This is a genomic window from Pseudonocardia hierapolitana (assembly GCF_007994075.1).
GTDB lineage: Bacteria > Actinomycetota > Actinomycetes > Mycobacteriales > Pseudonocardiaceae > Pseudonocardia > Pseudonocardia hierapolitana.
The window spans coordinates 7,375,718-7,400,503 of the sequence record NZ_VIWU01000001.1 but is presented as its reverse complement, the minus strand read 5'-3'; the positions used below and the strand labels follow the sequence as shown (position 1 = coordinate 7,400,503).

Genomic DNA, 24,786 nt, shown 5'->3' with positions numbered 1-24,786 from the left:
TCAGCTCCCGCGATAGGTCGAGTAGGCGTAGGGGGACAGCAGCAGCGGCACGTGGTGGTGCTGCCCCGCATCGGTGACGGTGAAGGTGACGACCACCTCGGGGTAGAACCCCTTCTGTCCGTTCGCCGCGAAGTACTCCCCGGTGGCGAACGTGAGGCGGTAGTCGCCCGCCGGGAGCTCGGCGGCGAGCTCCCGGACGCGCCCGTCGGCGTCGGTGACGGCGGAGGCGAGCTCGTGGCCGTCCGTCGTCGCGAGCCGGACGGTGACGCCGGTGGCCGGTGTTCCGCGGGACGCGTCGAGGACGTGCGTGGACAGACTCACCGGGCGCCCTCGCTGACGCTCAGGCGACGCTTCGCGTGGACGCTGTGCTGATGATTCGCTCGCTGACGCTCACTCATGCAGGCTCCTCCCCGACCAGCCGCGCGATGCGCAGCCGGTTGATCGCCGCCAGCTCGGCGAGCGCGACGGCGCGCTCGGTGGCGGGGTCGTTGCCGAGCCGGGCGCGCAGGACGTCGAGCAGCTCCTGCGCGCTGCGGCCGGTGGCGCAGACCAGGTAGACGTGTCCGAAGCGCTCCTCGTAGGCCCGGTTGCCTTCGGCGAGCGCGGCCAGCACCTCGGGGTCCGCGCCCGCGACGCCGCTCTGCTCGCGCCGGGACGCGCCGTCTGCCGTCCGGTCGCCGATCCGGGGGTGGCCGGCCATCGCCTCGTCCAGGTCGGCGTCGCTCAGCGCGACCTCGGCGGTGGCCTGCAGCGATGCCAGGTCCGGGTGCGGCCTGCTCGCCACCACCTGCCGTGCCCAGCGGGGCGCCGCGCACACCCGGCGCAGCTCGCGCTCGGCGGCGGCCGCGTCGAGGGCGTTCCACTCGTCGAGTGTCATCGGCCGAACACCTTCGCGCGGGTGCCGACGCCGGGAGCGCCCGCGACGAGGTCGGCGAAGCGGTGGCCCGCCACCTTCGCGATCTCGATCAGCGCGGCGGCGTGTTCCTGGGCGGGCGAGTTCGCCAGCCGCTGCCGGCCCTCGGCGAGCACCCGCTCGCGGGACCCGGAGTCACGCACGCAGACGATCAGCGGGAACCCGAACCGCTCCCGGTAGGCCGCGGCCAGCGCGGCGAACTCCTCCCGGTCCTCGTCGGCGAGCCGGGTGAGGCCGGCGCTGCCCTGGTCGCGGGCGGACTCCTCGCCCTCCTCGCCGTCGGCCACGCGGTCGGCGCCGAGGTCGGGGTAGGTGGCCATGAGCGCGCGCTGCTCCGCGTGCGGCGCCGAGAAGAGGGCCTCCTGGAACGCCGAGCGCAGGTTGGTGGGGTCGGCGAACGGTCGCCGGTCGTACGCGCGACCCACCAGCTCCGGGCTGCCCTGGAACAGCCGCCCGAACGTGGCCACGAACTCCTCCCGGCTCATCCGGTTGACCTCCTCCAGCCGCACGGTTCCCGCCGCCTCGGGCTCGCGGCGCCGGGTGTGGTGGAAGGCCAGGTTGAGCCCGATCGCGGTGAGGCTGCCGAGCGTGATGCCGGAGCCGAACACGATCTGCGCCCACGCCGGCACCGCGCCCGCCACATCCGGCTGCGCGGTGACGAGCATCGCGAGGCCGACGCTGGAGCCGACGATCACGACGTTGCGGTGGTCGTGGAAGTCGACGCGGGAGAGCGTCTGGATGCCCACCACCGCCACGGTCGCGAACATCGCCAGCGCCGCGCCGCCCAGCACCGGGTGCGGGACGGCGGCGACGACGGCACCGGCCTTCGGCAGCAACCCGAGCACGATCATGAACGCGCCGGCGGCGACCACCACCCAGCGGCTCTTGACCTGGGTGAGCCGCACGAGGCCGACGTTCTCGGCGAAGCAGGTGTAGGGGAAGGAGTTGAGGACGCCGCCGATCGTCGTGGCGAGGCCGTCGGCGCGCAGCGCGCGGGTGACGTCCTCCCGCCCGACCCGCTTGTCGACGATCTCGCCGGTGGCGAAGACGTCCCCGGTGGTCTCCACCGCGGTGATGAGCATGACCACGATCATGGACACGATCGCCGCGAAGCTGAACTGCGGCCACCCGAAATGGAACGGGGTGGTAACACCGACCCAGGCCGACTCGCCCACGGCGTCGAAGCGCGCATCACCCAGGAGCCAGGCCACGAACGTGCCGAGCACGAGCCCGATCAGCACGGCGACCGTGGCCATGAACCCGCGGAAGAGCCGTTGGATCGCCACGATCACGGCGAGCGTGCCGAGCGCGTAGGCGAGGTGGCGGGGATTGCCGGGCTGCGGGTCGGAGCCGCCGCCGACGGCGTCCAGCGCGGCCACCGGCAGCAGCGCGAGCCCGATGATCAGGATGACCGACCCGGTGACGACCGGCGGGAAGAACCGGATCATCCGGCCGAAGAACGGCGCGATCAGGAACGTGGCGAGCCCGGCGACGATCACCGAGCCGTAGATCACGAGCAGCCCGTCGGTTCCGCCGCCTGCCGCGAGCCCGATCGCGATCATGGGCGACACGGCGGTGAACGTGACGCCCTGCAGCAGCGGCAGCCGCACACCGATCTTCCAGAACCCGGCGGCCTGGATGATCGAGGCGATCCCGCACGTGAACAGGTCGGCGTTGATCAGGTGGATGAGGTCGCGGTCGGACAGGCCGATCGCGCCGGCGAGCAGGATCGGCACGATCACCGCGCCCGCGTAGAACGCGAGCACGTGCTGGAACCCGTACACGGCGAGCTTGCCGGCGGGCAGCACCTCGTCGACGGGATGGGGACGGCGTGGCAGGCGTCGCGGCATGGTGCACCTCGCTGTGCGCGGCGGCGGAGGGACGCCGAAACCATGACCGCCGCAGGGTGCCCGGTGACACCCGCTGAAGCCACGAAGCCCGGGCCGGGGAGCCTGCCGCCGTTGGAGGATCCGCCAAGCCGCACGCGTCCCGGCTGTGGACGCGCTCGCGGCGTCAGCCGACCAGGTGCCCCTCCCGGTGCCGGACGGTGCAGCCCGGGACCCCGCAGTCGACGCCGTCACCGGAGGGCTCCAGGGCGAACTGCGTGCGGTGCAGCCGGGCGTAGCGCCCGTCGAGTGCCAGCAGCTCGTCGTGGGTGCCGCGCTCGACGATCCGGCCCTGCTCCAGCACGGCGATCTGGTCGGCGGCGCGGACGGTGGACAGCCGGTGCGCGATGACGATCGCGGTGCGCCCGTCGAGGGCCTCGGCCAGTGCCTCCTGGACCGCCGCCTCGGACTCGGAGTCGAGGTGGGCGGTGGCCTCGTCGAGGATCACCACGCGGGGCCGGGCGAGCAGCAGGCGGGCGATGGTCAGGCGCTGGCGCTCGCCGCCGGAGAGCCGGTAGCCGCGCTCCCCCACCACAGTGTCGAGCCCGTCGGGCAGCGAGTCGAGGAGGTCACCGAGCCGGGCGCGGCGCAGCGCGTCGACGATCTCGGCGTCGGTCGCGCCGGGCGCGGCGTAGCTCAGGTTGGCGCGGATCGTGTCGTGGAACAGGTGCCCGTCCTGCGTGACGACGCCGACCGCGCCGCGCAGCGACGCGAACGTCAGGTCCCGCACGTCGATGCCGGAGAGCTGCACGGAGCCCGCATCCACGTCGTAGAGCCGCGGGACGAGCGACGCGAGCGTCGACTTCCCGGCGCCCGACGAGCCGACGAGCGCCACCAGCTGCCCTGCGCCCACCTCGAGGTCGACGTCGTGCAGCACCTCCTCGCCGCCGCGGGTGTCGAGCACGGCGACCTCCTCCAGGGAAGCGAGCGAGACCTGGTCGGCGCTGGGGTAGGCGAAGCGCACCCCGGACAGCCGCACGTCGACGGGGCCGTCCGGCAGCGCGACCGCGCCCGGCCGCTCGCTGATCATGGGCTTCAGGTCGAGGACCTCGAAGACGCGCTCGAACGACACCAGCGCGGTCATCACGTCCACGCGGGCGTTCGCGAGCGCGGTCATCGGCGTGTAGAGGCGGGTGAGCAGCAGCGCGAGCGTGACGACGGTGCCCGGTTCGAGCCGGCCGGTGACGGCGAGCCAGCCGCCGAGCCCGTAGACCAGCGCCTGCGCCAGCGCGGACACCAGCGACAGCGCCGTGACGAAGACGCGCGAGACCATCGCGGTGCGCACGCCGATGTCGCGGACGCGCTCGGCGCGCTCGCCGAACTCGGTTTCCTCCTCCTCGGGCCGCCCGAACAGCTTCACCAGCGTGGCGCCGGGCGCGGAGAACCGCTCGGTCATCTGGTTGCCCATGCCGGCGTTGAGGTCGGCCGCCTCGCGGCGCAGGTCGGCGAGGCGGCGCCCGAAGCGGCGTGCGGGGATCACGAAGATCGGCAGCAGCACCAGCGCGAGCAGCGTGACCTGCCACGCGAGCGAGATCATCACGCCGAGCGCGAGCGCGAGCTGGACGCTGTTGCTCAGCACGGTCGCGAGCGTCGAGGTGACCGCGGACTGGGCGCCGACCACGTCGTTGTTGAGCCTGCTGACGAGCGCCCCGGTGCGGGTGCGGGTGAAGAACGCCACCGGCATCCGCTGCACGTGCGCGAAGACCGCCCGCCGCAGCTCCACGATCAGACCCTCACCGATGCGGGAGGAGAACCAGCGTGAGACCAGCCCGACGACGGCCTCGACGATCGCGAGCGTCGCGATGCCCGCCGCGAGCCCGACGACGGTGGCGGCGGCCGCCGACGCCTCACCGCCGGCGACGATCGCGTTGACCACCCGGCCCGCGAGAACGGGCGTGAGCACGCCCACCGTCGCCGAGACGACCGTGAGCACCAGGTACGCGAGCAGCCAGCGGCGGTAGGGCCGCGCGAACGCCCAGATCCGCGGGATCGTGCCCTTCTTGATCGATTTCGGCGCGTCCGCGCCGCGTACGACCCCGCGCAGCATCCCCATCGGCCGATCCATCCACGGCCCCCTTCACTTACACCGTTGCATCCGGAGGTTCCAACACGCTGATGCCCCGCTCTACTCCCGGGCACGTACTACGGTCGGTTCACCCGCTCAGCAGGAGGTCGCCATGCCCCTCGACCCGCCCGACCGCGCCGCCCTCGACGCCGCCGCCCAGCGCCGCGGCCTTGGCCTCTCCGAGTCCGACATCGAATCGTTCGGCCCGTTCGTCCACGGGCTGCTCTCCTCCTGGAACGTCGTGGAGGAGCTCTACGGCGAAACCGCCCCCTCGGCCCCCGAGCGCGCGTGGCAGCGGCCGCAGGACGCGGACAACCCGTACGGCGCCTGGTACGTCACCACCGACATCACCGAGGGCGGGCAGGGCCCGCTCGCCGGGCGCACCGTCGCCGTCAAGGACAACACCGCCGTCGCCGGCGTGCCGATGATGAACGGCTCGCCCTACCTGGAGGGCTACGTCCCGCTGCGCGACGCCGCCGTCGTCAGCCGCCTGCTCGCCGCGGGCGCGACGATCGCCGGCAAGGCCGTCTGCGAGGACCTCTGCTTCTCCGGCGGCTCGCACACCTCCCGCCCGGCGCCCGTGCGCAACCCGTGGGACGAGCGCCGCTCCGCGGGCGGGTCGTCCTCCGGGAGCGCCGCGCTGGTCGCAGGGGGCGTCGTGGACCTCGCCACGGGCGGCGACCAGGGCGGCTCGGTACGCATCCCGGCGGCGTACAGCGGCATCGTCGGCCACAAGCCCACCTACGGCCTCGTCCCCTACACCGGGGCGTTCCCGATCGAGCAGACCATCGACCACGTCGGCCCCATGACCCGCACGGTGGCCGATGCAGCGCTCATGCTGTCGGTCATGGCCGGCCCGGACGGGCTCGACCCGCGCCAGCCGCGCGACCTCGTGCCCGACGACTACGTCGGTGCGCTCGACCGGGGCGCGGAGGGCATGCGGATCGGCGTGGTCACCGAGGGCTTCGGCCACCCCAACTCCGAACCGGAGGTGGACGACGCGGTGCGTGCGGGCGTCGACGTCCTGCGCGGCGCCGGCCTCACCGCGGAGGAGGTCTCGATCCCCTGGCACGCCCACGGGGCGCGCATCTGGGACGTCATCGCCACCGAGGGCGCGATGAACCAGATGGTCGACGGCAACGGCTACGGCATGAACCGGGACGGCCTCTACGACCCGGAGGTGATCGAGCACTACGGCCGCGGCTGGCGGGCCGACGGCAGCCGGTTCTCCGAGACCGTCAAGCTCGTGCTGCTGGCAGGCGGGTACACCGTCGACCGCCACCACGGCCGGTACTACGCCATGGCCCGCAACCTCGTGCCGCGGCTGCGCGCCGCCTACGACGCGGCCCTCGCCCGCTACGACGTGCTCGTCATGCCGACGCTTCCGCTGCGCGCCACCGCACTGCCCGCGCCCGACGCCCCGCGCGAGGAGGTCATCCCGCGGGCCCTCGAAATGATCGCCAACACCTGCGTCACCGACGTGACGGGCCACCCGGCGTGCTCCGTGCCCGCCGGTCTCGCAGGCGGCCTCCCGGCCGGGATGATGATCATCGGAAGGCACTTCGCGGACGCCGATGTACTCCGCGTGGCACAGGCGTTCGAGCAGGCGGTCGGCGGCTTCCCGGCGCCGCACGCCGCAACGGCCCGCACCTGATCCGACGAGCGCTCAGCCCTCGCCCGCCGCCAGCGAGCGGAGTCGCCGCAGCTGGGCCGCGCGCTCGGCGGCGAGGGCCTGCGCCGGGTCGGCGCCCTCGGCGACGCCTGCGAGCAGGCCGAGGGTCTCGGCAGCGGCCTTCGGCGGTGCGGCGAGCAGGGCCGCGACGTCCGCGTCGACGGCGGCGTCGAGCTCCGCCACGGGCACGGCGCGCAGCGCGAGGCCGATGGCGACCGCCTCGTCGGCGCCGACCCGCCGTCCGGAGAGGCAGATCTCGACGGCGCGGGAGTAGCCCACGGCGTGGACGAGCGGGTAGGTGCCGCCGAGGTCGGGGACGATGCCCCGGCTGGTCTCGGCCATGCAGAACTGCACGTCGTCGGCGACGACACGCAGGTCACAGGCGAGCGCGAGCTGGAAACCCGCTCCGATGGCGTGGCCCTGCACAGCGGCAATGGTGAGGCGCGTGGGGTCGCGCAGCCACGAGAAGCCGGCCTGGGCGGCGGCGATCGTGGTGTCGGCCTCCTCGTCGGGCAACGCGGCGATGCCGGTGAGGCCCGGGGCGCCGTCCACCTCGTCGGCGGCGAAGTACCGCTTGTCGAGACCGGCGGAGAACGCGCGGCCGGTGCCGCGCACCACCACGACGCGGACCTCGGCGGGCACCGACTCCCCGATCGCCCGGAGCGCCTCCCACGTGTGCGGGGTCTGCGCGTTGAGCACCTCCGGACGCGCGAGCGTGATCGTCGCCCGCGGACCGTCGACGTCGAACGTCAGCCCACCGCGTCGAAGAAGCTCCGGGTCGATCGCCGCCGTTGTCATGGCGGCAGGTTACCCCGGGGTAGGAAGCGGTCCGGCAACCGCTTCCGACTGCTTCTCGACCTACTTCTTCTTGGTACGAGTGGCCCCGCCGCGGCCGCGCAGCGTGACGCCGGTCTCGGACAGGACGCGGTGCACGAATCCGTACGACCGACCGGTCTGCTCGGCGAGCGCGCGGATGCTGGCGCCCTTCTCGTACTTCTTCTTCAGGTCGGTGGCGAGCTTGTCGCGCTGGGTGCCGGTGATACGAGCACCCTTCTTCAGGTCGGCCATGACACCTGATCTCCTTCGCCCACCTGCGCGGACCGCAGGCAGATCGTTTCCGGCTCCCCCCGGTGCGGCAATGATCGTCCACGGAACTACCCGGTGCCAGGAGATCCACTCGGTGATCGGCGAACGGTTCGCCCGAATGGATCACGCGTATGGGTGATCATTGCCGCAACCTGCACACCCGGATGTCACCCCGTCGCCACCCGCAAGTCACCCCGGCAGGGGAGCGCGGACCCGCCGGATGCCGCCACGGCCGTCGACGGCGGCGGCCACGAACCTGCCTGCACCCCGATCGGGTGGCCGGGCAGGCATGGGACATGCCGGCGGAAATCGCCCGATCAGGCCAACTGCACGAGCTCGAGATAGTCGGCGGACCAGTGGTCCTCGGTGCCGTCGGGCAGCACGATCACCTTGTCCGGATCCAGCGCCTCGACCGCGCCCGGGTCGTGCGTGACGAGCACGACGGCCCCGGCGAAGTGGCGCAGCGCGTCGAGCACCTGCTCGCGGCTGGCCGGATCGAGGTTGTTGGTGGGCTCGTCGAGCAGCAGGACGTTGGCCGCGCTGGAGACCAGGCCGGCGAGTGCGAGCCGGGTGCGCTCGCCGCCCGACAGCGTGCCGGCGGGCTGGTCGAGCTGCTCGCCCGAGAACATGAACGCCCCGAGCAGCGTGCGCAGCTGCTGCTCCGGGGTGTCCGGCGAGGCGTGCCGGATGTTCTCCCAGACCGTGGCCTGCATGTCGAGCGTGTCGTGCTCCTGGGCGAAGTAGCCGGTGCGCAGCCCGTGCCCGGGCACGACGCGGCCCGAGTCCGGGTTCTCGGTGCCGGCGAGCAGCCGCAGCAGCGTGGTCTTGCCCGCGCCGTTGAGCCCGAGCACCACGACCTTGGTGCCGCGGTCGACGGCGAGGTCGACACCGGTGAACACCTCGAGCGAGCCGAACGACTTCGACAGCCCCTCCGCGGTGAGCGGGGTGCGCCCGCAGGGCGCCGGGTCCGGGAAACGGATCCGCGCGACCCGGTCGGCCTGCCGCTCCGGCTCCAGCGACGCGAGCATCTGGTCGGCGCGGCGGGCCATGTTCTTGGCCGCCACCGCCTTCGTGGCCTTGGCGCCCATCTTCGCGGCCTGGGCGTGCAGCGCGGCGGCCTTCTTCTCGGCGTTGGCGCGCTCGCGGCGGCGGCGCTTCTCGTCGGTGGCCCGCGCCTCCTGGTAGCGGCGCCAGTCCATGTTGTAGATGTCGACCTCGCCGCGGGTGGCGTCGAGGAACCACACCTTGTTGACGACCGCGGCGAGCAGATCGGTGTCGTGGCTGATCACGACGAGCCCGCCCTCGTGGTTGGACAGGAACCCGCGCAGCCAGGTGATCGAGTCGGCGTCGAGGTGGTTGGTGGGCTCGTCGAGCAGCAACGTCGTGGCGCTCTGGCTGCCGCCGTCGGAGGCGGCGAAGAGGATGCGGGCGAGCTCGACGCGGCGGCGCTGGCCACCGGACAGCGTGGCCATCGGCTGCCCGAGGACGCGCTCGGGCAGCCCGAGGTGGGTGCAGATCCGGGCGGCGTCGCTCTCGGCCGCGTAGCCGCCGAGCGCGGAGAACCGCTCCTCGAGCCGGCCGTACTCGCGCACCGCCTTGGCGTTCTCGGCGCCGTCGACCAGCTCGGCCATCGCCGTCTGCGCCTTCTCCATCTTGCGCAGCAGCGTGTCCAGCCCGCGCGCCGACAGCACGCGGTCGCGCGCAGGCACCGACAGGTCGCCCTCGCGGGGGTCCTGCGGGAGGTAGCCGACCGGGCCGGTGGCGCGGACCGCACCGCCGTAGGGCTCGCCCTCACCGGCGAGCACCCGCATCGAGGTGGTCTTGCCGGCACCGTTGCGGCCGACGAGGCCGATGCGGTCGCCGGGCTGCACGCGCAGGGCGGCGCCGGACAGGAGGATCCGGGACCCGGCACGCAGTTCCAGGTCGGAGGCGGTGATCACGAGAAGGACTCCAGAACGAGTGGAAGGGACGGCACGCGAGAGATGACGCGCGCCGCCGCTACTCGATCCGGACCATGATCACGCAGTCCAGAGTACCGGCCGGGTCGAGCGGTTTCGGGAAGTAGGGTCGCGGACATGACCGACGTCACCGCCGACATCTCCGCAGGCGTCCCCCAGGATCTTGCTGGTCGCGCAGCCCTCGTCACCGGCGCGAGCCGCGGAATCGGCTTCGCCATCGCCCGCGAGCTGCTCGGCAGGGGCGCGTCGGTCACGATCACCGCACGCAAGCCGGACGAGCTGGCCGCGGCGGCCGAGCAGCTGGCGGCGGGCACCGACCCCGGGCGGGTGCTCGCCCTCCCGGGCAACGCCGGATCCGACGAGGCCCGCGAGGAGGCCGTCGCCCGCACCGTGGAGCGGTTCGGCAACCTCGCGATCCTGGTCAACAACACGGGGATCAACCCGACCTACGGCTCCCTCATGGACGCCGACCTCGACGCCGTCCGCAAGACCTTCGACACCAATGTCGTCGCCGCGCTCGGGTTCGTGCAGCTCGCCTACAAGGCGTGGATGGGCGAGCACGGCGGCGCGATCGTCAACCTCGCCTCGGTGGCCGGCATCCGCTCCTCGGGCGTGATCGCGGCGTACGGGGCGTCGAAGGCCGCGCTCATCCGGCTCACCGAGGAGCTCGCCTGGCAGCTCGGCCCGTCGATCCGGGTCAACGCCGTGGCGCCTGCCGTGGTGAAGACGAAGTTCGCCACCGCCCTCTACGCCCACGACGAGGACAAAGTGGCAGCCGCCTACCCGATGAAGCGCCTCGGCACGCCCGAGGACGTCGCCCGGCTGGTCGGGTTCCTCGTCTCCGACGCGGCCTCCTGGATCACCGGCGAGACGGTCCGCGTCGACGGCGGCATCCTCTCGACGGGCTCCCTCGGCTCCGCCTAGCCGCGCCGCCCGGCCGTGCACCGTGTCGCCGCGGTGTGCACGACGTGCTGGTCAGAGGGCCACCGCGTCCGCCCACAGCCGCGCGGAGCGGCCCGTCAGGACGTCGAGCAGCGCGCCGGCCTGGCCGTCGGTCAGTGAGGCGACGTAGTCGACCACCGCGCGGCCGCGGGCCAGCGCGTCGACGTCCGGTTCGGGGCCGAGCCGTCCCTCGGCGGAGAGCCCGCGGTACTCGTCGTGGGCGAGCGCCACCAGGTCGTGCAGGCGGGGCGGGATGCGGACCTCGTCGTCACCGGTGAGCCAGTCGGCGAGCGCACCGACCAGCCCGGTCAGCACCGTCGCCTGGCCGCGCTGGTGGGAGGCGAGGTCGGCGCGCTGCAGGACGAACCGGTGGTGCACGAACTTCAGCACCGCCACCTCGTGCCACTGCGCCGTGGCGAGGGTGACCGGCGCGGCCCGCACCGGCGGGTCGGGCTGCACCCGGACGCCCGCGACGAGGCGGGCCGTCCACCGCGCCGAGAACTCGGCGACCGCCCGCTCGGCGGCCATCGACCCGTCGAACGGGACGGCCAGCAGCCCGTCCACCAGCTCCTCGCGCACCAGGGCGACGGCGGAGGCGAACGCCTCGTCGTCGAACGCCCAGCCGTCCTTGGTGTGCAGCCGCCTGCGCAGCCGCTCGAGGTCGGCGCCCGGGCGCAGCGACCCGAGCGCGGACGGGTCGGCCGCGGCGAGCCCACCCCGGTCGCGCAGCCAGCCGCCCAGCTCGGTCGCGACACCCGGCTGGGCGAGCACGCCGACCCGGTGGAAGTCCTCCAGGTCGTGGATGGCGTACGCGACGTCGTCGGCGGTGTCCATCACCGCGGCCTCCACCGTCTGCTGCCACGGCCCCACCGCCACGGCGGCCCGGCTGTCGACCAGGTCGTCGAGCTCGGTGAGGTAGCAGGAGAACTTGGCCGACCCCGCGTCCGGGGCGCCCGGCAGCGGGCCCGCGCCGCGCGGCGGAACGGGCGCCGTGCTCGGGTGCGGGTCGGGATGGCCGCGGCGGGCCCACGGGTACTTGAGCACGGCCGCGCGGACGGCCGCGGTCAGGTCGAGCCCGGCGCCGCCCGGCCCGTGCAGGTCGATCGTCGTGATCACGCGGAAGCTCTGCGCGTTGCCCTCGAACCCGTCCGGCAGGCCCAGCCGCTCGCGGCCGAGCCGGTCCAGGACCTGCTCGCCGAGGTGCCCGAACGGCGGGTGGCCCAGATCGTGGGCGATCGCGGCGGCCTCGACGACATCGGGGTCGCAGCCGCCGAGCCGGTCCAGGACCGCGCCCGTCACGGCGTCGGCCGTCAGCCGCTCGGCGATGGCCCTCGCCACCTGAGCCACCTGCAGGCTGTGCGTCAGTCGGTTGTGCAGCAGCAGACCGTTGCCGGTCGGGCTCACCACCTGCGTGACGCCGGCGAGGCGGGCGAAGTACGGCGACGCCGCGATCCGGTCCCGGTCGACCCGGAACGGGCTCGCGGCCAGGCCCACCCCGCTCTCCCCCACGCCCGACCGCCGGGCCGCCCGCGCGGACGGGCGGACGGGTTGGTCGAGCACGGAGCGATCCGCCACGCACGCAGGCTAATGCGCGCGGCGACGCGTGCTGCGGAGCGACCCGGGAAGTTCAGGAAGGCCACATTCCGGAACGTGCAGGACAGCAATGTGGCTTTCCTGAACGTCGCCGGACGGCCTCGGCGGGCAGGATGCTGGGCGTGTTCCGCGACCCCGACGTGCTCGTCGTCGGCGGCGGGCCCGCCGGGAGGGCACTCGCCGCCGCCACCGCCGAGCGCGGGTTGCGCACCACGCTGGTCGATCCGGCACCGGAGGCGCCGTGGCGGGCCACCTACGGCTGCTGGGCCGACGAACTGCCGGACGACCTGCCACCGTCGGTGATCGCGGCCCGGGCCACGGGACGGGCGATCGCGCTCTCCGAGCACCGGCTCGGCTGGGAGTACGCCGTCCTGGACGTCCCCGCCCTGCGCGCCCACCTCGACGGCGAGCTCGCCCGCCGCGGGGTGCAGGTCCGCGCGGGCCGCGCGGCCGCCTGGGCATCCGGCGCCGTCCACCTCAGCGGTGCCGAGGAGCTGCGGGCCGCGGTCGTCGTGGACGCGGGCGGCCACCGCCAGCCGCTGCGCGCCGCGCCCCGGCGCCGGCCGTCCGCCGAGCAGACGGCGGCGGGCGTGGTCGTCGACGAGGCGATCGCCGCGCCGCTCGTCGCGCCCGGTGAGGCGCTGTTCATGGACTGGCGGCCCGACCACGGCGAGCCGGGCTGGCCCACCTTCCTCTACGGCGTCCCGCTCGGCGGCGGCGCCGTGCTGCTGGAGGAGACCTCGCTCGCCCGCCGCCCCGGCCTGCCGCTGCCGGTGCTGCGCAGGCGGCTGCGCGCACGGCTCGCCCGGCACGGCATCACCCCTCCCCCGGACGCCGCCACCGAGGCCGTCCGCTTCCCGGTCGACTCCCCGCGCCACCGCACCCCCGGTGTCCTCGCCTTCGGCGCCGCGGCCCCGCTCGTGCACCCGGCGAGCGGGTTCTCGGTGGCCACGTCGCTGCGGCTCGCGCCGGCGGTCGCCGACGCGATCGCCGCCGGGCCCGACCGGGCCCTCGCCGCAGCGCACGCGGTGGTCTGGCCGCGCGGAGCGGGTGCCGTGCACCGGTTCCGCCGGATCGGGCTCGAGGCGCTGCTGCGGATGCCGCCCGCCGAGGTCCCGGCGTTCTTCGAGACGTTCTTCGCGCTGCCGCCGCGGCACCGCTGGTGCTACCTGGTGGGGCGCGCCGACGTGCGCGGCACCGCGGCCACCATGCGCGCCCTGTGGGCAGGCGCAGGCTGGCGCATGCGCGCCCGGCTGATCGCACCCGCGGTGCTCCCACCCGCTGTGCTCCCACCGACCGTCCTTCCGCCCACGGGGGTGTGACGGCGTGCGCGGCTCGATTCCTACCAGCGGTAACCTGCCCCTCACGTTCCCCGATGCCGGAGGCTTCCGATGTCCGCCTACCGCACGATCGTCGTCGGCACCGACGGCTCCGCCACGTCGTTCAACGCCGTCGACCGCGCCGCAGCCGTCGCCGCCGACAGCGACGCCGAGCTCGTCATCGTCTGCGCCTTCACGCCCCCGTCCCGGGAGGACACCGCCGAGGCAGAGGACGCGCTCAAGGACGAGGCCTACCTCGTGGTCGGCTGGACGCCTGCCGAGGAGACCCTGCGCAGCGCCGAGGAGCGCGCCGCGGCCGCGGGGGCGCGCACGATCCGGACGCTCGCCGTCGACGGCCCGCCCGTCGACGTGCTGCGCAAGGCGGTGCGGGACACCGGCGCCGACCTGCTCGTCGTCGGCAACCGGGGCCTCAACACGCTCAGCGGGCGGCTGCTCGGCTCGGTGCCGTCCGACGTGGCGCGCCGCGCCGGGATCGACGTCCTGATCGTCCACACGACCTGACGTGACCACACCGGAGGACGCCCTCGAAGAGCTCATCCTCGGTGCCCCGCGGCGCTACACGCGTCAGCAGATCGCCGAGACAGCCGGGCTCGACCTCGAGACCGGTCGCCGGCTGTGGCGCGCCCTCGGGTTCGCCGAGACGGCCGACGACGAGGTCCTCTTCACCGAGCGCGACCTCGACGCCGTGCGCCTGATGACCCGCCTCACCGACGCCGGGGTGCTCGCCCCCGACGTGCGCGAGGCCGTGGCGCGGGCGATGGCCCAGTCGCTGTCGCGGCTCGCGGAGTGGCAGGTCGGGATGCTCATCCGCGTGATCGAGGACCAGGGCGGCGAGGTCACACCGCAAGGTTCGCGCGAGATCGCCGCCGCCGTCCTGCCCGCGCTGGAGGACCTGCAGAGCTACGTCTGGCGCCGGCATGTGGCCGCGGCCGTCCGCCGGATGGTCGTGACGGCGGGCCCCGGCGACGAGCCCGGAACCTGGCCGCTCGTCGTCGGCTTCGCCGACATGGTCGGCTTCACGCGCACCACGAGGCGCCGCTCCACCGCCGAGCTGAGCGAGATGATCGAGCGCTTCGGCTCGACGACCACCGAGGTGATCGCGGACGGGCACGGGCGGATCGTCAAGACGGTCGGGGACGAGGTGCTCTTCGTCGCCGACGACGTCGCCGATGGCGCGGGCATCGCGCTCGCGCTGCAGGACCGCGTGCGGGCCGAGCCCGCGCTGCCCGAGCTGCGCATCGGCCTGGCCGCGGGCCCGGTGCTGGTGCGCTACGGCGACGTCTACGGCGAGGTCGTCAACATCGCCGCGCGGCTCACGGCGCACGCCCGGCCGGGCAGCGTGCTGGCCGACCGCGGGGTGGCCGACGCGCTGGCGGGCGACCCGCGCTTCGCCCTGCGTCCGCTTCGCTCGGTGGCCGTGCGCGGCTACCGCCACCTGCACCCGTGGCTGCTGGAACGAGCCCGAGTCAGGGCCGACCGGTGACGTGCGAGACCACCAGCTCCGGCACCGGCTCGTCGGCGCCGGTCGCCTTCGCGGGGAAGTCGAAGACACCGATCATCAGCTGCATCGGGTAGGACGGGCTCTGCCGCACCCGCCGCACCACGGTGCCATCGATCGAGAACGTGAGCCCGTCCGGGCGCCAGTCGACCCCGTACCGGTGGAACTCGCTGACGTCGAGGTCGAACCGCTCGGCCGAGAACTCCTCGACCAGCTCCGGGTCGCGGAAGCGGTGCAGCCCGATGCCCACCGCCGCCCCTTCGCCGTCGACGGTGTCGCCGAACACCTCGGCCACGCAGATCTCCCCGCTGCGCCGCGGCTCGTCCTCGATGCCCGACATCCAGAACGCGAACATCGACCGCGGCGAGACGGTGGCCCGCATCCGCACCTCCACCGCCCCGTAGCAGGGGGTGTAGCCCCAGAACGTGGGCTGCTCCTCGCGCACCACCAGGCCGTCGGCGAACGGCTGCTGCCCGGTGAGGCTCCCCGTCTGCACGCAGGACACGCGCAGCGGCTCCGGGTGCAGGTCGGGGCACCACAGCGGCTGATCCGGCGGGATGGTCAGGTGCAGCGCACTGTCGCGCACCTCCCACGTGGCCGCGGACTCCGCGCGCGAGCTCCAGTGCGGCAGGTAGTAGGGGAACCAGACCGACCGGTCCAGGTCGTGGCCCGGGAACCGCTCGTCGAGGTGGGTCCGCGTCACGCCGGGATCGTATGCGCGCCGACGACCAGCTCCCCGCTCTGCATGTACTCCATCGCCGCCACGAACTCCGGCGCCACCATCCGGCGCGCGATCTCGTCCGGCTCCAGCTCGGCCACCCGGGTCTGGATCCAGTAGACGTTGCCGAACGGGTCACGGACGCGGCCCACGCGGTCGCCCCAGAACATCTCCGTCATCCGGTGCAGAGGTGTAGCACCCGCGTCCACGGCCCGCTGGTGGGCCGCGTCGCCGTCGGGCAGGTAGAGCCGCAGGAAGCACGGGGTGTACGGCCAGTCGGGGTTGAGCACGTCGAACATCATCACGACGGCGTCCCCGATCCGGACCTCCGCGTGGCCGATGCCGGGACCGTCGGGGTTCTCCACCCGCGCCAGCTCCTCTGCGCCGAACGCCCGCGTCAGGAAGTCGATGAGGCCCGCGGTGTCCTTCGAGATCATCCAGGGCGTCACCGTGGTGTAGCCGTCGGGCACAGGCTTGATCGTCTGCGTCATGACGGAAACGCTACGGCGGATGTAGGTCGGCTCCTGGCACACATCGCTGGCATTCTTCCGTCGTGACCGACACGCCTGCCCGCCTGCTCACGCTGCTCTCCCTGCTGCAGACGCCCCGCGAGTGGCCGGGGAGCGAGCTCGCCCGGCGGCTCGGCGTGAGCCTGCGGACGGTGCGGCGCGACGTCGACCGGCTGCGCGATCTCGGTTACCCCGTCGAGGCCACCATGGGCGCCCTCGGCGGGTACCGCCTCGTCGCGGGCACGGCGATGCCACCGCTCCTGCTCGACGACGAGGAGGCGGTCGCCATCGCCGTCGGGCTCCGGACGGCGGCCGGGCAGGCCGTCACCGGCATCGACGAGGCCGCCGTCCGCGCGCTGGCGAAGCTGGAGCAGGTGCTGCCGTCCCGGCTGCGCTACCGGGTGAGCGCGCTCGGCGCCGCCACCGTGCCCGCACCGGACGCCTACGCCACCCCCGTCGACCCCGCGCACCTCACCGCGCTCGCCGCCGCGATCGCGAACCGCGAGCGGGTGCGGCTGCGCTACACCGCGGCCGACGGCAGCGGGTCGCGGCGGCACGTGGAGCCGCATCGGCTCGTCCCCGCCGGGCGGCGCTGGTACCTGGTGGCCTACGACCTCGACCGCGACGGCTGGCGGATCTTCCGCGTCGACCGCATCGACGCGCCGCAGCCGACCGGTGCACGAGTGGCACCCCGCGAGCTGCCCGCCCCCGACGCCGCCGCGTACGTCACCGACAAGCTGTACTCGGGTGTGCCCGTCCACACGGCGGTGGCCTACGCTGCGCGCCCCCGTCGAGCGGGTGCGCGGCCGGATCGGGGACGGGCCCGCCGATCTGGAGCCGATCGACGACGAGACCTGCCGCCTGCGCAGCCACACCGACACCCTCGAGTGGCTGGCCTTCGCGCTGCTGCGGCTGGGGTGCGAGTTCGAGGTGCACGAGCCGCCGGAGCTGCGCGAGCACCTACGCACGCTGGCCGGACGCCTCGGTCGGGCTGTCGGCGCTGTCGGCGTTGTCGGCGCTGTCGGCACCGAGTGACGTGCGCACGCGGTGCATGGCGTCGTCCGCGCCGCTGACCACGAGGGTGTTCCGCCCCGGCGCCGCCACCTGCACCTCGGCCGGCAGCACCACGTGGCGGGCCGGCTCCGCCGAGCCCTGCAGGCGCTCGTGCACGAGCCGCGCCGCCCGCCTGCCCATCTCCCGGGTCGGCAGCCGGGCCGAGACGACGGACAGCGGCCCGTTGCCGTCCGGACTGGACTGGTCCATGCTCGCCAGCTCCACCGAGCCCGGGAAGCCGACGTCCATGGCCAGCAGGTCCGACACGGCCTGCCCGAGCGTGGGGGCGTTGCCGAAGAGGAGCGCGGTGAGCGGGTCGTCGGACGTCAGCAGGGCACGCAGCCTGCGCTGGCGCGCGGCGGGGTCGAGACCGGTGAAGGGCCGCAGCGCCGACCGCTCGGGGAGCTCGGGCAGCCCGCGGTCGCGCAGCGCCCGGCGATGGCCGGCGAGCCGGTCCCGCACGCTCGTCACGTCGGTCTCGCTCCAGAGCACGGCCATGGAGCGGTGCCCGCGGTCGATCATCGCGGTGGTGACGTCGTACCCGACGGCGAAGTCGTCGAAGAGCACCGCGTCGGTGGGGAGGCCGGGGAGGTACCGGTCGACCAGCACCGTCACGACGCCGGCGAGCCGCAGTTCCTCCACCACGCCCGCGGCGGTGGACCGGTCGTGCGCGAAGAGCACCACGGCCTGCGCCCAGCCGGCCGCGACGGTGCGCAGCACCTGCTCCTCGTGCGCCGTGCTCCGGGTGTGCGCGACGGTGAGCTGGTACCCGAGCGCCTCCGTCTCGACGGAGAGCCCGGCGAGCAGATCGGAGTCGTGCATGCCCGCCCGCCGGTCCGGGCTGACGTAGGCGATGACGGGGGGACCGGACGGTGTCACCGGGCGGGCGGTGGCGCGTTCGGCGACGAAGGTGCCCCGGCCGCGTCGCCGCACGACCACTCCGTCGGCGACCAGCTCGTTCAACGCCCGAACGGCGGTGGTCGTGGAGACCCCGAAGCGTTCGACTATCTCGCGCTGCGTGACGAACGGCTCGTCGGGGGAGAACTCGCCGCGGGCGATGGAGTCGAGCAGCTCCTGCTTGACCCACGCGAACAACGCGACGCCGGAAGGCGGTCCGTCCGTCCCAGATGCCATCCCTTGCACGTCCTCCTCGTCGCCCGCCGCTCCAGTATTGACGCATTAAAGCGTTGAATCTAGGTTCCTCATCCAAACGATGGACTAAAGGCTCGCCGAGGAGTCCCTGCATGCACGACGACCGCGTCCTGATCGAGCAGCGCATCGAGCGCATCCTGCGCGAGCGGCTACGACCGGCGGTCCACGGCGCGAACGTCCCCCTCGCCGTCGAGGTCTGGCACACCCCGGGCGAGCCGGTCGCCGTCGCCGACGCGCTGCAGGCGCCCTACCGGCCGGCGCGGGCGGGCGAGGCGTGGGGCCCGGCCTGGGGCACGAGCTGGTTCCACCTCACCGGGTCGGTCCCGGCGGCGTGGGCCGGCCACCCGGTGGAGGCCGTGATCGACCTCGGCTTCGCCACCGACCGCCCCGGGTTCTCCGCCGAGGCGCTCGTCCACCGGCCCGACGGCACGGCCGTCAAAGGGCTCAACCCGATGAACACGTGGTTGCGCATCGCCGACAGCGCCGCGGGCGGCGAGCCCGTCGACCTCTACGTCGAGGCGGCGGCCAACCCGCTCGTCCACGGGGTGGGCACGCCGCTGGGCGAGGTGCACACGGCCGGGAGGGACCCGCTCTACCACGTGCGCCGGGTCGTCCTCGCGGTGTTCGACGAGCCGGTGTGGGAGCTCGTGCAGGACGTCGAGGTGCTCACCGAGCTCATGCACGAGCTGTCCGTCGGCGACCCCCGGCGCTGGAACATCCTGCGCACCCTCCAGCGCGCCTTCGACGTGCTCGACCTCCAGGACGTCGCCGGCAGCGCGGCCGCGGTCCGCGCGGCGCTGGCGCCCGCCCTCGCCGTCCCGGCGACCGCGAGCGCACACCGGGTGAGCGCGATCGGGCACGCCCACATCGACTCCGCGTGGCTGTGGCCGCTGCGCGAGACGGTCCGCAAGGTGGCGCGCACGGCGTCGAACGTCCTGACGCTGATGGACGACGACCCCGACTTCGTCTTCGCGATGTCTTCGGCCCAGCAGTGGGCCTGGATGGAGGAGCACCGCCCCGACGTGTGGGAGCGGATGCGCAAGAAGGTGGCGGAGGGCCAGCTCGTGCCGGTGGGCGGCATGTGGGTGGAGTCCGACACCAACATGCCCGGCGGGGAGGCGCTCGCCCGCCAGTTCGTGCACGGCAAGCGGTTCTTCCTCGACAAGCTCGGTGTGGAGACCGAGGAGGTGTGGCTGCCCGACTCCTTCGGCTACACCGCGGCACTCCCCCAGCTCGTGCGCCTCTCGGGCTCCCGCTGGTTCCTCACCCAGAAGATCTCGTGGAGCCAGTTCAACCGGTTCCCCCACCACACCTTCCGGTGGGAGGGCCTCGACGGGACCCAGGTCTTCACCCACTTCCCGCCGGTCGACACCTACAACGCGACGCTCTCCGGCGCCGAGATGGCCCACCTCGTGCGCAACTTCTCCGACAAGGGCGTGGCCAACCGCTCCCTCGTGCCGTTCGGGCACGGCGACGGGGGCGGCGGACCCACCCGCGAGATGCTGGCCAGGGCCGCGCGGCTGCGCGACCTGGAGGGCTCGCCGCGGGTCGAGGTCGAGCCACCCGCCCGGTTCTTCGCGAAGGCGTTCGCGGACTACCCGCAACCGCCGGTGTGGGTCGGCGAGCTGTACCTGGAGACCCACCGCGGCACCTACACCAGCCAGGCGGGGAACAAGCAGGGCAACCGGCGCAGCGAGCACCTGCTGTACGAGGCCGAGCTGTGGGCGGCCACCGCGGCCGTGCGCGCCGGGCACCCGTACCCGTACGAGGACCTGGACCGCATCTGGAAGTCGGTGCTCCTGCACCAGTTCCACGACATCCTGCCCGGGTCCTCGATCGCCTGGGTGCACCGCGAGAGCCGCGAGACCTACGCGCGGCTGACCGCCGAGCTCGAGGTGATCATCGCGGCGGCGCAGCGGGCGCTCGCCGGCGACGCCGGGTCCGGCGGTGAGGTCGTGTTCAACGCGGCCCCGCACGCGCGCGACGGCGTCCCCGCCCGCGGGGCGACACGTGCGCCCGCACCGCCCGCTCCCGCCACCCGCACCGCGGCGGACGGCGGCGGGTACGTGCTGGACAACGGCCTGGTCCGGGCCACCGTCGACCCGCTGGGCCTGCTCGTGTCGGTCGTCGACCTGGCCACCGGGCGCGAGGCCATCGCCCCCGGCAGCCCCGCCAACCTGCTGCAGCTGCACCCGGACCTGCCCGCGCACTACGACGCGTGGGACGTCGACCACGCGTACCGCCGCACCGTGACCGACGTGACCGACGTCGAGACGCTGGAGCCGGCAGCGGACTCGGCCGTGCGGGTGGTGCGACGGTTCGGCCGTTCCCGGGTGACCCAGGTGATCTCCCTTCCGCCCGGAGCGGGACGCGTGGACATCGCCACCGAGGTCGACTGGCACGAGACCGAGACGTTCCTCAAGGCGGCCTTCCCCCTCGACGTGCGGGCGGAACGCTCCGCGGCGGAGACCCAGTTCGGCTACGTCCACCGGGCGACCGACACCAACACGAGCTGGGAGGCCGCCAAGTACGAGATCTGCGCCCACCGCTACCTGCACGTCACCGAGCCCGGCTTCGGCGTCGCGCTCGTCAACGACTCGACCTACGGCCACGACGTCACCCGCGCCGTGCGTCCCGCCACGAACGGCTGCGCAGGCGGCACGACCACCACGGTGCGCCTGTCGCTGTTGCGCGCGCCGCGGTTCCCGGACCCGGAGACCGACCAGGGCGTGCACCGGATGCGCTTCGCGCTCGTGCCGGGGGCCGACCTCGCCGACGCCACGCGCGAGGGCTACCGGCTCAACGTGCCCGAGCGGCGGGTGCCGGGTGACGCCGAGGTGGAGCCGCTCGTGCGGACCGATCACGACGGGGTCGTGATCTCGGCGGTGAAGCTCGCCGACGACGGTTCGGGCGACGTGGTCGTGCGCCTGTACGAGGCCATCGGGGCGCGGGCGGCAGTACGGCTGGAGCTCGGCTTCCCCGCCACCTCCTGCAGCGAGACGGACCTGCTCGAGCGGCCGCTCGCCGGGGATCACCCGCTCGACGAGGGCGAGCTCGCACTCACCCTGCGACCGTTCCAGGTCGTGACCCTGAGGTTCTCCCACCCGGGCGGGGATCAGCAGTGACGCCCGGACACGCAGTAGGCGAAACCACGTCACCAACGGCGGGAAGACGGAGGTAGCTCCAGTGGCAACGAGTGCAGGGCAGCGATGGCGGAGGGCGGGCGCGGTCGCCGCGGCGGGACTGATGGCGGTCAGCCTCGCGGCGTGCGGCGGCGGTGACGAGGGCGACGGGTCGACCGTGACGGTCACCTTCCGGCAGTTCGGCAACGACCGCGTGATGGAGAACTTCCTCAAGGACGCCAAGGGCGAGTTCGAGCAGGCGCACCCGGGCACCACGATCGACCTCCAGCCCATCGTGGCGGCCAACGACGACTACACGACGAAGCTGCAACTGCAGATGCGCAGCCCGCGCACGTCCCCGGACCTCGTCTACGAGGACACCTTCCTCATCAACTCCGACATCGAGGCCGGCTACCTGCGTCCGCTGGACGAGTACATCGCCGGGTGGCCCGATTGGAACCAGTTCGCGGAAACCGCCAAGGGTGCCGGGCGGGCCCTCGACGGGAAGACCTACGGCATCCCGACCGGCACCGACACCCGCGGCATCTGGTTCAACAAGGAGATCCTCGCCCAGGCGGGACTGCCCGCCGAGTGGCAGCCCACCACGTGGAACGACCTGCTCACCGCCGCCCGGGCGATCAAGGCGGCCGTGCCCGGGGTCATCCCGTTCAGCATCTACGCCGGCACGCCGCTGGGTGAGGCCGCGTCGATGCAGGGCTTCGAGATGCTGCTCTACGGCACGGGCGACACGCTCTACGACCACGCCACGCAGAAGTGGCAGGTCGGCACCCAGGGCTTCCGCGACGCCCTGCAGTTCCTCCAGACCGTGTACTCGGAGGGCCTGAGCGCGACCCCGCAGCAGGTGTTGAGCCCGAACTGGAACGACACGGTCGCCCAGGAGCTCATCCCGCAGGGCAAGGTCGCGATCGCCGTCGAGGGCTCGTGGCTGTCGAACAACTGGCTGGACAGCGGCGCGAACCCGTGGCCGCAGTGGAGCAGCGTCATGGGCTGGACCGGCATGCCGACGCAATCGGGCCAGGCGCCCGGGAAGGTGAGCATGTCCGGCGGCTGGACGTGGGCGATCCCGCAGAACGCCGACAACCCCGACATGGCGTGGGAGTTCAGCAAGCTGCTGAACGACAAGGAGCACCAGCTGAAGTTCGCGATCGACGAGGTGCAGATCCCCGTGCGCACGGACGTCGCCGACGACCCCAGCTACGCCCAGGCCAACCCGTCGAACGAGTTCTTCGCCTCGCTCGTGCCGATCACGAACTACCGGCCCGCGTACTCGGTGTACCCGCGCATCTCCAACGAGATCCAGGTCGCCACGGAGTCGGTGATCACGGGCTCGGCCGACGTCGCGGCGGCGGCGACGAACTTCGACAACCAGGTCCGGACCATCGCGGGCGACGCGGACGTCGCCGCAGCGGGGTCATGAGCACGCTCGCAGTGGGCCCGGGGCGCGGCGGTTCCCGCCGTGCCCCGGGCCCGCCCGGCTCGATCAGCAGGGGCCTGCTGCGCGGTCTGCCGCTGGCGCCCGCCGTCGTCCTGCTCGGGGTGTTCCTCGCATGGCCGGTCGTCTACTGCGTGTGGGCTGCGTTCACGGACATGGCCCTGACCGGGGCGTCCGGGGCGGACTTCGTCGGGTTCGAGAACTTCACACGCGCGTTCACGAGCGCCGAGTTCCACCGGTCGGTGTTCCTGACCGTGGTCTTCACGGTGCTGTCGGCGATCATCGGCCAGAACGTGCTCGGGATGGTGCTCGCCCTGCTCATGCGGTCGGGGCACCAGGTGGTGCGCGCCGTCGTCAGCGCGATCGTGATCGGCGCGTGGGTGCTGCCCGAGGTGGTGGCCGGCTACCTCTGGTCGGCGTACCTCGGCGACGGCGGATCGCTCAACGTGGCGCTCGCCGCGGTGGGCCTGCCGGCGCAGAACTGGCTCTACACCGCACCGATCCTCGCGGTGGCGATCGCGAACGTCTGGCGGGGCACGGCGTTCTCGATGCTCGTGTACTCGGCCGCACTGTCGGAGGTACCGAAGGAGATCGAGGAGGCCGCCACCGTCGACGGGGCCGGCACCTGGCGCAGGCTGTTCTCGGTGACCCTGCCGATGGTGCGCCGGTCGATCGCGACGAACCTCATGCTCATCACGCTGCAGACGCTCTCGGTGTTCGGCCTGATCTGGACGATGACCCGAGGCGGCCCGAGCGGCCAGAGCGCCACGCTGCCCGTCTACGCCTACCAGCAGGCCTTCCAGTTCTCCGACCTCGGCTACGGCACCGCGCTGGCGCTGGTCCTGCTGCTCATCGGTGGGATCTTCTCGTTGATCTACCTTCGTGCCCTGCGACTCGGGGAGACCATGTCATGAGCGCGGAAGCCCCCACCCTGTCCGCGCCGCCCGAGCCGGCGGCACGCGGCAGGGCCCATCGGTCCGGAGGTGCCCGGCGTTCGTCGCACGTGGTGAGCAAGCTGACGGTCAACCTCGTCCTGCTGCTGATCGCGGCCTGCTTCGTGGTGCCCCTGCTGTGGGTGGTGCTGGCCGCGTTCGACGAGTCGGCGGGGTTGTCGGTCTCGTTGCCGCAGCAGTGGTCGCTGGGCAACTTCGAGGCGGTCCTCAACACCGACACGACCTACCGGCCGATGCTCAACGGGTTCATCCTGTGCGGCGGGGCCACGATCATCACCCTCGCGGCGTCGGTGTTCGCGGCCTACCCGCTCTCGCGGTACCAGTCCCGGTACAAGCGGCCGTTCATGCTCACGATCCTGTTCACGACCGGGCTCCCGATCACCGCGATCATGGTGCCGGTCTACGGCTTCTTCGTGCAGATCGACCTGATCGACACGTTCGTCGGCACGATCCTGTTCATGGCGACCACCTCGTTGCCGATCGCGATCTGGCTCACGAAGAACTTTATGGACGCCGTGCCGATCGAGCTTGAGGAGGCGGCCTGGACCGACGGCGCCTCCCCCATGCAGGCGCTGCGCACGATCGTGATGCCGCTGATGTGGCCGGGGATGTCGGTGGTGGCGATCTACACGTTCATCCACCTGTGGGGGAACTTCTTCGTCCCCTTCATCCTGCTGCTGTCCAACGACCAGCTGCCCGCCTCGGTCAGCATCTTCACGTTCTTCAGCCAGTACGGCAACGTGGTGTACGGCCAGCTCGCGGCGTACTCGGTGATCTACTCACTGCCCGCCCTGCTGCTGTACCTGGTGCTGTCGCGCCGCCTCGGCGGGGCCTTCGCGTTCGGCGGCGCAGTGAAGGGCTGAGCCGGCAGGC

Annotated in this window: 20 protein-coding genes and 1 pseudogene; 10 read left to right on the top strand and 11 right to left on the bottom strand. The window is 73.2% G+C overall.

The annotated features are described in order from the left end of the window. From uraH to FHX44_RS34920, 4 genes are all read right to left on the bottom strand, one after another. On the bottom strand, window positions 1-315 hold the full coding sequence (gene uraH, locus FHX44_RS34935; protein ID WP_425469211.1) for a hydroxyisourate hydrolase: 315 nt from the start codon (window positions 313-315) through the stop codon (window positions 1-3). A gap of 79 nt (window positions 316-394) precedes the next feature. Then, window positions 395-877, bottom strand: coding sequence for a 2-oxo-4-hydroxy-4-carboxy-5-ureidoimidazoline decarboxylase (gene uraD / locus FHX44_RS34930; protein WP_147259677.1), 483 nt, complete (start codon window positions 875-877; stop codon window positions 395-397). Beyond that, entirely contained in the window at window positions 874-2,763 is a 1,890-nt protein-coding gene (gene uraD / locus FHX44_RS34925) for a 2-oxo-4-hydroxy-4-carboxy-5-ureidoimidazoline decarboxylase (RefSeq protein ID WP_147259676.1), read from the bottom strand. The genes uraD (FHX44_RS34930) and uraD (FHX44_RS34925) overlap by 4 nt, the downstream gene beginning before the upstream one ends. A 163-nt stretch (window positions 2,764-2,926) precedes the next feature. After that, on the bottom strand, window positions 2,927-4,864 hold the full coding sequence (locus tag FHX44_RS34920) for an ABC transporter ATP-binding protein (RefSeq protein WP_147259675.1): 1,938 nt from the start codon (window positions 4,862-4,864) through the stop codon (window positions 2,927-2,929). A gap of 112 nt (window positions 4,865-4,976) precedes the next feature. Here FHX44_RS34920 and FHX44_RS34915 point away from each other — a divergent pair, with 112 nt between their 5' ends. Next, entirely contained in the window at window positions 4,977-6,518 is a 1,542-nt protein-coding gene (locus FHX44_RS34915) for an amidase (protein ID WP_147259674.1), read from the top strand. Window positions 6,519-6,530: 12 nt separating this feature from the next. Here the strand turns inward: FHX44_RS34915 and FHX44_RS34910 are convergent, their stop codons facing one another. From FHX44_RS34910 to FHX44_RS34900, 3 genes are all read right to left on the bottom strand, one after another. Then, window positions 6,531-7,334 carry an enoyl-CoA hydratase/isomerase family protein gene (locus FHX44_RS34910; RefSeq protein ID WP_147259673.1) on the bottom strand — a complete coding sequence of 268 codons (804 nt, stop codon included), beginning with the start codon at window positions 7,332-7,334 and terminating at the stop codon, window positions 6,531-6,533. A 60-nt stretch (window positions 7,335-7,394) separates the two neighbouring features. Then, window positions 7,395-7,604, bottom strand: a complete 210-nt coding sequence (locus FHX44_RS34905) for a helix-turn-helix domain-containing protein (RefSeq protein ID WP_028932228.1) — start codon at window positions 7,602-7,604, stop codon at window positions 7,395-7,397. 335 nt (window positions 7,605-7,939) lie between these two features. Beyond that, window positions 7,940-9,562, bottom strand: coding sequence for an ABC-F family ATP-binding cassette domain-containing protein (locus FHX44_RS34900; protein WP_147259672.1), 1,623 nt, complete (start codon window positions 9,560-9,562; stop codon window positions 7,940-7,942). 135 nt (window positions 9,563-9,697) lie between these two features. Here FHX44_RS34900 and FHX44_RS34895 point away from each other — a divergent pair, with 135 nt between their 5' ends. Then, window positions 9,698-10,504, top strand: coding sequence for an SDR family oxidoreductase (locus FHX44_RS34895; RefSeq protein ID WP_147259671.1), 807 nt, complete (start codon window positions 9,698-9,700; stop codon window positions 10,502-10,504). A gap of 51 nt (window positions 10,505-10,555) precedes the next feature. On the opposite strand, the gene FHX44_RS34890 is transcribed toward FHX44_RS34895, so the two are convergent. Further along, window positions 10,556-12,097: a deoxyguanosinetriphosphate triphosphohydrolase family protein gene (locus tag FHX44_RS34890; protein ID WP_425469164.1), complete on the bottom strand. Its 1,542-nt coding sequence runs from the start codon at window positions 12,095-12,097 to the stop codon at window positions 10,556-10,558. A 140-nt stretch (window positions 12,098-12,237) separates the two neighbouring features. Between FHX44_RS34890 and FHX44_RS34885 the strand changes: the two genes are divergently transcribed. The 3 genes from FHX44_RS34885 (at window position 12,238) to FHX44_RS34875 (ending at window position 14,938) form a co-directional block, all read left to right on the top strand. Then, window positions 12,238-13,437, top strand: a complete 1,200-nt coding sequence (locus FHX44_RS34885; RefSeq protein ID WP_246170752.1) for a lycopene cyclase family protein — start codon at window positions 12,238-12,240, stop codon at window positions 13,435-13,437. 69 nt (window positions 13,438-13,506) lie between these two features. Then, window positions 13,507-13,956, top strand: a complete 450-nt coding sequence (locus FHX44_RS34880; RefSeq protein WP_147259669.1) for a universal stress protein — start codon at window positions 13,507-13,509, stop codon at window positions 13,954-13,956. 1 nt (window position 13,957) lies between these two features. Then, window positions 13,958-14,938: an adenylate/guanylate cyclase domain-containing protein gene (locus FHX44_RS34875; RefSeq protein WP_147259668.1), complete on the top strand. Its 981-nt coding sequence runs from the start codon at window positions 13,958-13,960 to the stop codon at window positions 14,936-14,938. Here FHX44_RS34875 and FHX44_RS34870 read toward each other — a convergent pair. Together FHX44_RS34870 and FHX44_RS34865 are read right to left on the bottom strand one after the other, a co-directional pair. Next, window positions 14,922-15,656, bottom strand: coding sequence for a glycoside hydrolase family 16 protein (locus tag FHX44_RS34870; RefSeq protein WP_147259667.1), 735 nt, complete (start codon window positions 15,654-15,656; stop codon window positions 14,922-14,924). The two genes, FHX44_RS34875 and FHX44_RS34870, sit on opposite strands and share 17 nt — an antisense overlap. Continuing rightward, complete coding sequence (locus FHX44_RS34865; RefSeq protein WP_147259666.1) at window positions 15,653-16,162, bottom strand: VOC family protein; 510 nt, start codon at window positions 16,160-16,162, stop codon at window positions 15,653-15,655. The genes FHX44_RS34870 and FHX44_RS34865 overlap by 4 nt, the downstream gene beginning before the upstream one ends. A gap of 62 nt (window positions 16,163-16,224) precedes the next feature. Here FHX44_RS34865 and FHX44_RS34860 point away from each other — a divergent pair. Further along, a pseudogene (locus FHX44_RS34860) lies at window positions 16,225-17,215 on the top strand (helix-turn-helix transcriptional regulator). Here the strand turns inward: FHX44_RS34860 and FHX44_RS34855 are convergent. Continuing rightward, the gene (locus FHX44_RS34855; RefSeq protein ID WP_147259665.1) at window positions 17,141-18,367 is read right to left on the bottom strand and encodes a GntR family transcriptional regulator; all 1,227 of its coding nucleotides are present in this window, start codon (window positions 18,365-18,367) and stop codon (window positions 17,141-17,143) included. The pseudogene FHX44_RS34860 and the gene FHX44_RS34855 overlap by 75 nt on opposite strands. A 110-nt stretch (window positions 18,368-18,477) precedes the next feature. Here FHX44_RS34855 and FHX44_RS34850 point away from each other — a divergent pair, with 110 nt between their 5' ends. The 4 genes from FHX44_RS34850 to FHX44_RS34835 all read left to right on the top strand — a co-directional run bounded on the left by FHX44_RS34850 (window position 18,478) and on the right by FHX44_RS34835 (window position 24,776). Next, complete coding sequence (locus FHX44_RS34850) at window positions 18,478-21,510, top strand: alpha-mannosidase (protein ID WP_147259664.1); 3,033 nt, start codon at window positions 18,478-18,480, stop codon at window positions 21,508-21,510. Between the two features lie 61 nt (window positions 21,511-21,571). Continuing rightward, complete coding sequence (locus tag FHX44_RS34845; RefSeq protein WP_212612786.1) at window positions 21,572-22,945, top strand: extracellular solute-binding protein; 1,374 nt, start codon at window positions 21,572-21,574, stop codon at window positions 22,943-22,945. Next, on the top strand, window positions 22,942-23,874 hold the full coding sequence (locus FHX44_RS34840; RefSeq protein WP_147259663.1) for a carbohydrate ABC transporter permease: 933 nt from the start codon (window positions 22,942-22,944) through the stop codon (window positions 23,872-23,874). Before FHX44_RS34845 ends, FHX44_RS34840 begins: the two co-directional genes overlap by 4 nt. Next, window positions 23,871-24,776, top strand: coding sequence for a carbohydrate ABC transporter permease (locus FHX44_RS34835; protein ID WP_147259662.1), 906 nt, complete (start codon window positions 23,871-23,873; stop codon window positions 24,774-24,776). The genes FHX44_RS34840 and FHX44_RS34835 overlap by 4 nt, the downstream gene beginning before the upstream one ends. The last annotated feature ends 10 nt before the right edge of the window (window positions 24,777-24,786 follow it).

What these genes read in the sequence shown, in the direction of transcription:
- uraD (WP_147259677.1), bottom strand. Translation starts at nt 877, where the DNA reads ATGACACTCGACGAGTGGAACGCCCTCGACGCGGCCGCCGCCGAGCGC.
- FHX44_RS34855 (WP_147259665.1), bottom strand. Translation starts at nt 18,367, where the DNA reads ATGGCATCTGGGACGGACGGACCGCCTTCCGGCGTCGCGTTGTTCGCG.
- FHX44_RS34905 (WP_028932228.1), bottom strand. Translation starts at nt 7,604, where the DNA reads ATGGCCGACCTGAAGAAGGGTGCTCGTATCACCGGCACCCAGCGCGAC.
- uraD (WP_147259676.1), bottom strand. Translation starts at nt 2,763, where the DNA reads ATGCCGCGACGCCTGCCACGCCGTCCCCATCCCGTCGACGAGGTGCTG.
- FHX44_RS34920 (WP_147259675.1), bottom strand. Translation starts at nt 4,864, where the DNA reads ATGGATCGGCCGATGGGGATGCTGCGCGGGGTCGTACGCGGCGCGGAC.
- FHX44_RS34880 (WP_147259669.1), top strand. Translation starts at nt 13,507, where the DNA reads ATGTCCGCCTACCGCACGATCGTCGTCGGCACCGACGGCTCCGCCACG.
- FHX44_RS34910 (WP_147259673.1), bottom strand. Translation starts at nt 7,334, where the DNA reads ATGACAACGGCGGCGATCGACCCGGAGCTTCTTCGACGCGGTGGGCTG.
- FHX44_RS34840 (WP_147259663.1), top strand. Translation starts at nt 22,942, where the DNA reads ATGAGCACGCTCGCAGTGGGCCCGGGGCGCGGCGGTTCCCGCCGTGCC.
- FHX44_RS34835 (WP_147259662.1), top strand. Translation starts at nt 23,871, where the DNA reads ATGAGCGCGGAAGCCCCCACCCTGTCCGCGCCGCCCGAGCCGGCGGCA.
- FHX44_RS34895 (WP_147259671.1), top strand. Translation starts at nt 9,698, where the DNA reads ATGACCGACGTCACCGCCGACATCTCCGCAGGCGTCCCCCAGGATCTT.
- FHX44_RS34865 (WP_147259666.1), bottom strand. Translation starts at nt 16,162, where the DNA reads ATGACGCAGACGATCAAGCCTGTGCCCGACGGCTACACCACGGTGACG.
- FHX44_RS34915 (WP_147259674.1), top strand. Translation starts at nt 4,977, where the DNA reads ATGCCCCTCGACCCGCCCGACCGCGCCGCCCTCGACGCCGCCGCCCAG.
- FHX44_RS34850 (WP_147259664.1), top strand. Translation starts at nt 18,478, where the DNA reads ATGCACGACGACCGCGTCCTGATCGAGCAGCGCATCGAGCGCATCCTG.